Source organism: Pseudomonas sp. NPDC087817 (assembly GCF_044742875.1).
GTDB lineage: Bacteria > Pseudomonadota > Gammaproteobacteria > Pseudomonadales > Pseudomonadaceae > Aquipseudomonas.
In genome coordinates, this window is record NZ_JBIUVJ010000061.1 from 23,215 (window position 1) to 30,939 (window position 7,725).

Here is a 7,725-nt window from a genome sequence, read left to right on the forward strand (position 1 = left end):
GGTTCTCACAAAAACAGTCAGTCAGTCGTTGAGCAAGCGCCCGTGACGCAGCGCTTCGCGCCCCGCCACCTTGGCCAGCCAGAAACCGGGTTGGGCATAGCGCAGCCGTTCAATGGCAAACAGCACCCCGGACGTACCAGCACATACCGTGCTGACCCGATCGGACACAGGGTCGATCACTTCAAAAATCTCGTCACCGGCCTCGACCCATTCGCCGGGTTTACGCAGAAAACTCACCACGCCCGGGTGCGGCGCGAACAGCAGTTCGGTGCCTTCGAACGGCATGCCTTCGCACGGTTCGTGAGCCGCATTCGGCCACTCGCCGGTGATCAGGCCTTGCTCGGCAAGGAACGCGAGAATGCCTTCAGCATACGCCTCGGCATCAGCGCGACCAGTGTCGGCCTGACCGCCCAGCTCAATGGTCGTCGCCAGGCACGCCAGCGGAATCTGTGCGTCCGGGAACTGCCGCGACAGACGCAGCCACGGCAGCGAGCAAGCCTCGTCGAAGGAGCTGCCGCCGGAATCTTCCGCCAGCAGACCGACCTTCACATTCAGATGCGCCGCCAGCGAACGCCACTGCGGCCAGTGCTGCGGCAGCGCATACATGTGCAGCGCGGCTTCGGCATCGCAGTGCAAGTCGAGCACCACGTCGGCGGTGCAGGCGTGGCTCAGCAACACGCGCTGCATGCCTTGCAACTGGCTGCTCGCCTCGGGCAATGCCGCGAGGTGATCGGCCATCGCCTGACGGATCAGGCGAATGTTGGCGTGTGGATCATCACCGAGACTGTCGGCCAAAGCCGCCGCTACCGGCGCACTCAGCTCAACGAAATCACGGTTGAAATTCTTGCCGCTGCCCGCCTCGAAACGGCCCTGGAAATTGCCTTGCAGCAACTGCCCAAGCCCCAACGGATTGGCCACCGGCACCAGCTCGATCACACCGTTGAGCAAGCCTTTGGCTTCGAGCTCGCCAAGGCGCTTTTTCAGCTCCCAAGCGGTGCGCATGCCCGGCAATTCGTCAGCGTGCAGGCTGGCCTGAATGTAGGCCTTGCGCTCGCCACTGCCGAAGCGGAACACCGAAATCTTGCGCTCGCTGCCCAGGTGGCTCCACGGTAAAACGTGGTCGATGCGTTCCATATCAGTGCTTCCGCGGCGCGAGGTAGCTCAACCAGCGACGCTCGGCCAGCTTGAACAGCTTCACCAGAATGAAGGTCAGGCACAGGTAGAACACGCCAGCGGTGATGTACGCCTCGAACGGCAGATAGAACTGCGCGTTGACGGTACGCGCCGCGCCGGTGATGTCGATCAAGGTCACGATGGACGCCAGACTGGTGGTCTGCAGCATCATGATCACTTCGTTGCTGTACTGCGGCAGTGCCCGGCGCAGGGCCGATGGCAGCAGGATGCGCTTGTACAGTTTGAAGCGCGACATGCCCATGGCCTTGGCCGCTTCGATCTCACCGTTCGGCGTAGCCTTGAGGCTGCCGGCGATGATTTCAGCGGTGTAGGCGCTGGTGTTGATCGCGAATGCCAGACACGCGCAGAACGTTGCGCTTGACAGCCACGGCCACAGGAAGCTTTCGCGTACCGCTTCGAACTGCGCCAGACCGTAGTAGATCAGGAACAGTTGCACCAGCATCGGCGTGCCGCGAATCACGTAGGTGTACAGCCACGCGGCGCCATTGACGATCGGGTTCTTCGAGACGCGCATCAGGCCCAGAGGCAACGCCCCCAGCAAACCGAAAAACAGCGACAGCGCGAGCAGTTTGAGGGTGGTCACCAGGCCGCCGAGGTACAGCGGCAGAGCCTCCCAAATGACGTTGTAGTCGAAGATCATAGATCAGCCGCCCTTACGCCTACCGAGTAGCGCTTCTCAAGTTGACGCAGGATCAGCAACGACACGCTGGTGATCACCAGGTACATCGCCGCCACTGCGAGGAAGAAGGTAAAAGGCTCGCGAGTGGCATCTGCCGCCTGCTTGGCCTTGAACATCATGTCTTGCAGACCGACCACGGAAATCAGCGCGGTGGCCTTGGTCAGTACCAGCCAGTTGTTGGTGAAGCCAGGAATCGCCAGGCGAATCATCTGCGGCACCATCACCCGGAAGAACACCTGAAAACTGCTCATGCCATACGCCATGCCGGCTTCGGCCTGGCCTTTGGGGATCGCCATGAACGCGCCACGGAAGGTTTCCGACAGGTACGCACCGAATATGAAACCGAGAGTGCCGATACCGGCGGCCAGCGGGTTCAGGTCGATGTAGTCGTCATAGCCGAGCAGCGGCGCTACACGGTTGAGCAAGTCCTGACCGCCGTAGAAGATCAGCAGGATCAGCACTAGATCGGGAATCCCGCGGATCACCGTGGAATACAGATCGCCCAGCCAGGCCAGCCAGCGCACCGGCGACAGGCGCAGTGCAACACCGATCAGCCCGAGAACGATGGCCAGAGCCATGGACGACAAGGCGAGCTGAAGCGTCAGCCATGCGCCATCGAGGATGACAGCCCCGTAGCCTTTCAACATGATTCAGGTCCTCGAAAGTTGGGATGAAAAAATGGCGCAAACCGCAGAGATCCTGTTGCTTGCGCCATTTCGGACTTGTCGCAGAGACGTGTTACTTGCCGTAGATATCGAAGGCGAAGTACTTGTCCTGGATTGCTTTGTATTTGCCGTTTTCGCGGATGGCCGCGATGGCTGCGTTGATCTTGTCTTTCAGGGCGTCGCCCTTGCGCACCGCGATGCCTACGCCGTCGCCGAAGTATTTGACGTCGGTGAACTGCGGGCCAACGAAGGCGAAGCCTTTGCCGGAATCGGTGTTCAGGAAACCATCTTGCAGCAGGGTGGCGTCAGCCACGGTACCGTCGAGGCGACCGGCGGCCACGTCGAGGTAGATTTCGTTCTGCGAACCGTATGGCTTGATCTCGGCACCCAGCGGGGCCAGGACTTCGCGGGCGAAACGTTCGTGGATCGAACCACGTTGTACGCCGATGTTCTTGCCCTTCAGCTCGCTCAGGTTTTCGCTGACCTGAGTGCCGGCCTTCATGACCAGACGTGCCGGGGTGTTGTAGTACTTGTTGGTGAAGTCCACAGACTTCTTGCGATCTTCAGTGATCGACATGGACGACAGGATCGCGTCGATCTTGCGCACCTTCAGTGCCGGGATCAGACCGTCGAACTCTTGCTCGACCCACACACACTTGACCTGCATCTGCTCGCACAGGGCGTTGCCGATGTCGTAGTCGAAACCGACGATGCTGCCATCCGGCGCCTTCGAGGCGAACGGAGGGTAAGCCGCTTCGATACCGATCTTCAGAGGTTTTTCGTCAGCGAAGGAATTCAGCGACAGCACGGAGGACAGTGCCAGGGCGCCAAGCAGCACAAGTTTCTTCATCTTGGGACTCCATCGGTAAAGGGCAAAAACGGCAGAGTGAGCGACAGCCCAATATGCGAATGGGTGAATCGGGAAATCGGTTGCTGCATCGGTGGGAAATTTCTCATTGAAACCGTCGGAGGTTTCAACGTTAGCCACGATGAGCGAGTGATCGGCATTCTAACGACAGGCCCGAAGCCGATATTTCTTCAATGCGACAACTAATTACAGATGCACAGAGAAAGCGACTTGGGCGCATTGACAGCCCTGCAAATTCATGCAAGAGCGAACGATTGTTAACCGATCTATGCTGCAAATTGCGGGCCTATTATTCGCAAACCCTTCTAATCCGGCAAGCGCAGCGTTGTGTCTTATTTTTCACTGGGGGTTTTGAGGCTCTAAAACGGGGCGATGCGTTTCCCTTTGCCCCGGTTTGATGCGGGCGGTTACACATTCGGTTACGTGGATGAGCTTGGGTAACAGCGGGAAATGTCCTACGGCGCAAATCGATAATTATTGGTTGGTGAGTCCGCGTTCCGACAGCGGACTACACCGGCGCCTGACAAACTGCTATCGCTGGCAAGCCAGCTCCCACAGGGATTTGTGCTGGCACCGAAATATCCGACACACCACAAAACCTGTGGGAGCTAGCCTGCTGGCGATGAGGCCAACCCAGCCAACCCACATTTGTGCCGAAACTGAAATTTCCGAAACACCACAACCCCTGTGGGAGCTGGCTTGCCAGCGATGGGGCCAGACCAGCCACCACAAAAACAGCAGACACAAAAAAGCCCCGCCCGGCATCACCGGACAGGGCTCCATGCCTCTAACGCTTAAGCAACATTCATCGTCTTATGCGTATCAATCAAATGCTGCACCACACCCGGATCCGCCAGGGTCGAGATATCCCCCAACCCGTCATATTCGGCCGTAGCAATCTTGCGCAGAATCCGCCGCATGATCTTGCCCGAACGGGTCTTCGGCAGCCCCGGTGCCCACTGGATCACGTCCGGCGAAGCAATCGGCCCGATCTCTTTGCGCACCCAGTTTTTCAACTCCAGCCGCAGCTGTTCGCTCGGCTCCTCACCATTCTTCAACGTGACATAGACATAAATGCCCTGCCCCTTGATGTCATGCGGTACCCCAACCACCGCCGCTTCGGCAACCTTCGGATGCGCAACCATCGCGCTCTCGATCTCCGCCGTGCCCATGCGGTGACCCGACACATTGAGCACGTCATCGACACGCCCGGTGATCCAGTAGTAACCATCGGCATCACGACGCGCGCCGTCACCGGTGAAGTACATGCCACGGAACGTCTTGAAGTAGGTATCAACGAAACGATCGTGATCGCCATACAGCGTACGCGCCTGACCTGGCCACGAATCGAGAATCACCAGATTGCCTTCAGCCTCGCCCTCAATAATGTTACCGAGGTTGTCGACCAGCGCCGGTACCACGCCGAAGAACGGACGTGCCGCCGAACCCGGCTTCAGCGCATGCGCGCCCGGCAGCGGGCTCATCATGTTGCCGCCGGTTTCGGTCTGCCACCAGGTATCGACGATCGGGCAACGCGACTTGCCGACATTCTTGTAGTACCAATCCCATGCTTCCGGGTTGATCGGCTCACCCACCGAACCGAGCAGACGCAGGCTGCTGCCATCCGCGCCTTCAACCGCGGCCTGACCCGAGGCCATCATCGCGCGGATCGCCGTCGGTGCGGTGTAGAGGATATTGACCTTGTGCTTGTCGACGATCTTCGCCACCCGAGTGATGTCCGGGTAGTTCGGCACGCCTTCGAACAGCAGCGTGGTCGCGCCATTGGCCAGCGGGCCGTAGACAATGTAACTGTGGCCAGTGACCCAGCCGACGTCAGCAGTGCACCAATAAACTTCGCCCGGACGGTAGTCGAACACGCGCTCGTGGGTCATCGCCGCATACAACAGATAACCGCCAGTGGTGTGCTGCACACCCTTCGGCTTGCCGGTGGAGCCGGAGGTATAAAGGATGAACAGCGCTTCTTCCGCGCCCATCTCTTTCGGCGCGCACACGGTGCCCGCCACTTTCATCAGGTCTTCGTACCAGATGTCGCGATGCTGGTTCCACTTGATGTCGCCACCGGTGCGCTTGCACACAATGACTTTCTGAATGCTGCTGGTTTCCGGGTTGGTCAGTGCGTCGTCGACGTTGGCCTTGAGGGAAATCTTCTTGCCGGCACGAATGCCTTCGTCAGCGGTGATCACCACTTTCGAACGGCAGTCGATGATGCGACCGGCCAGGGCTTCCGGCGAGAAACCACCGAACACCACCGAGTGAATCGCGCCGATCCGGGTGCAGGCCAACATGGCGACCACGGCTTCGGGAATCATCGGCATATAAATGGTCACCACGTCGCCGCGGTGCACGTCCTGACCACGCAGGGCGTTGGCCAGTTTGCACACTTGTTCGTGCAGTTCGCGGTAGGTGATGTTGCGGCTTTCGGAAGGATCGTCGCCTTCCCAGATGATCGCGACTTGGTCGCCGCGCTCGGCCAGATGACGGTCGAGGCAGTTGTAGGAAACGTTCAGGGTGCCGTCGGCAAACCACTTGATGTCGACATGGTGATCGTCGAACGACGTCTGTTTCACCGTGGTGAAAGGCTTGATCCAGTCGAGACGCTTGGCTTGCTCGCGCCAGAAGCCGTCAGGGTTGACGACCGACTGTTGGTACATGGCTTTGTAGGTCGCCTCGTCAGTCAGCGTGTTAGCCAGAACCTCGGGACGAACGGGATACAGAGAAGCCGCACTCATCTTTCCTACCTCGGTGTAATAGTTGTTTTTGTATGACCCTGTTGTAACGGGGCCGGGCCCATAGAACCATTCGACGATGGTAGTAACAAGCCCCTACAAAACATCCAGACATCCCCAAGTCGGCCCGCGAACACCCCTCCCGAATATCACGCACCCCCTGTGGGAGCTGGCTTGCCAGCGATTCAGACAACTCGGTCCCACAGACAAAACACCCGGCTATCAATCTCCATCTCAAGGGATTGTTACCAAATCTGCCAAAGGTGTTTATCAAAACCCGCTCTGTTTACCCCCACCCCATCTCCCTAAAATTCACCTCGCCGACAAGGCAAACGCGATTAACAACGTTACAGCCCCCACGAAGGCCGTTAATCCAGTTCTCAAGTAATAACTGCAAACGATGAAGTTCCACACGCAACCCTAAAAAGGTTGCGCGACCCCACTCGACCTCAAAAAGGTAAATCTGAAATGAAAGCTTTATTGGTTCTGGCCCTCAGCAGTCTGTGCGCAACCGCCATGGCAGACGAGGTCCCGACTGATGTCGCACAGCAACAACCGGCTATCGAGGAATACACTTACTCGACTCACCTGGACATCGCCAACGTTGTATCGATGAGCGAAGTGCCAAATGTCTGCGAAGTTGTTCCGATGAAAATGGAATACGACGACTCCAAGGGTCAGCGGCACATCCTGCGTTACAGCGTCATGGGCAACGGCTGCACCAATTGATGAGTTGTGACTGCACCGAATTGGATCTCTCAGCGCAACATTGAGGGTCGATTCCAGCCCGACTTCGGTCGGGCTCAGTTGTGTCTGGAGTCGTCAAAAGTGCTTGCAAAACACTAGATGTAGTAAAAACCGTGAATTTTTGTTCGTTTTTTGAGCGATTCCGCATTTGCGAGATTTTTACGAAAAAAAATCTATCCCCGGCAAAGCCCTGTAAACCCACGCTCTCATCGAAAAACCACCCTCCCCGACCGCTCCATGCGCGGATTCGCCTCAGCACAGCCGTGTTTTTTTCCCTATAATGCCGCCCTAATCGGGTCAGCAATATTCCCTTACAGGGATCAAAAGCCATTCTGAAGCCCCGCAGTCGCGTTCAACGTGATCTGCGCCCGTCAGAGGCTCTCGGAAACCCGTACAAAATTCTGTTTGATGCCTGCGTTTAGCTGCTGCAAAGAACGATTCCTTTAGATCCAACGCGGTCTGTACGACCGTGTGAAAAACCAACCAATCAGGTTTCACACGGGCGACAGGCCCTCACGCAGGAGACGACACGTCATGCTGAGCTGGGACGAATTCGACAAAGAAGACAGTGAAGTAGCAACCGTGAAAGGCGCCAACGCCGGCCACGCTACTGAAGCCAACATGGACCGCCTGGACAACGCCGGCGGTGCCGCGGCACTCGAAGCCCGCGCCGTCACCGCCGCCGACTCGGCCGCCGTGGCCCGCGCCAAGGCTGCACTGAACTCCCTCGACGTCGCCGAAGGCCTCGCCGAACTCGAAGGCGCCTCCGCCCGTGTCGCCGTTGACGAAAAGCGCATGATCAACTGCCGCGCCGACCTCAACCAA

6 protein-coding genes and 1 pseudogene are annotated in these 7,725 nt (G+C 58.3%); 2 read left to right on the forward strand and 5 right to left on the reverse strand.

The genetic code is table 11. From position 1 onward, the window contains the following. Positions 1–21: 21 nt before the first annotated feature. The 5 genes from ACIONG_RS25135 to acs all read right to left on the reverse strand — a co-directional run bounded on the left by ACIONG_RS25135 (position 22) and on the right by acs (position 6,156). Positions 22–1,134 carry a M14 family metallopeptidase gene (locus ACIONG_RS25135; RefSeq protein ID WP_401303381.1) on the reverse strand — a complete coding sequence of 371 codons (1,113 nt, stop codon included), beginning with the start codon at positions 1,132–1,134 and terminating at the stop codon, positions 22–24. A gap of 1 nt (position 1,135) precedes the next feature. Continuing rightward, complete coding sequence (locus ACIONG_RS25140) at positions 1,136–1,834, reverse strand: ABC transporter permease (protein WP_103304063.1); 699 nt, start codon at positions 1,832–1,834, stop codon at positions 1,136–1,138. Then, complete coding sequence (locus tag ACIONG_RS25145) at positions 1,831–2,520, reverse strand: ABC transporter permease (protein WP_103304062.1); 690 nt, start codon at positions 2,518–2,520, stop codon at positions 1,831–1,833. Before ACIONG_RS25145 ends, ACIONG_RS25140 begins: the two co-directional genes overlap by 4 nt. Before the next feature lie 91 nt (positions 2,521–2,611). Beyond that, positions 2,612–3,388: an ABC transporter substrate-binding protein gene (locus tag ACIONG_RS25150; RefSeq protein WP_103304061.1), complete on the reverse strand. Its 777-nt coding sequence runs from the start codon at positions 3,386–3,388 to the stop codon at positions 2,612–2,614. An 812-nt stretch (positions 3,389–4,200) separates the two neighbouring features. After that, positions 4,201–6,156 (reverse strand): acetate--CoA ligase, encoded by a 1,956-nt coding sequence (gene acs, locus ACIONG_RS25155; RefSeq protein ID WP_103304060.1) that lies wholly within the window; start codon positions 6,154–6,156, stop codon positions 4,201–4,203. A gap of 465 nt (positions 6,157–6,621) precedes the next feature. On the opposite strand from acs, the gene ACIONG_RS25160 reads away from it, so the two are divergent. Both ACIONG_RS25160 and ACIONG_RS25165 read left to right on the forward strand, forming a co-directional pair. Further along, the gene (locus ACIONG_RS25160; protein ID WP_003227290.1) at positions 6,622–6,882 is read left to right on the forward strand and encodes a DUF2790 domain-containing protein; all 261 of its coding nucleotides are present in this window, start codon (positions 6,622–6,624) and stop codon (positions 6,880–6,882) included. 552 nt (positions 6,883–7,434) lie between these two features. Further along, positions 7,435–7,725: pseudogene (locus ACIONG_RS25165) on the forward strand (ribonucleotide-diphosphate reductase subunit beta); the annotation flags it as partial.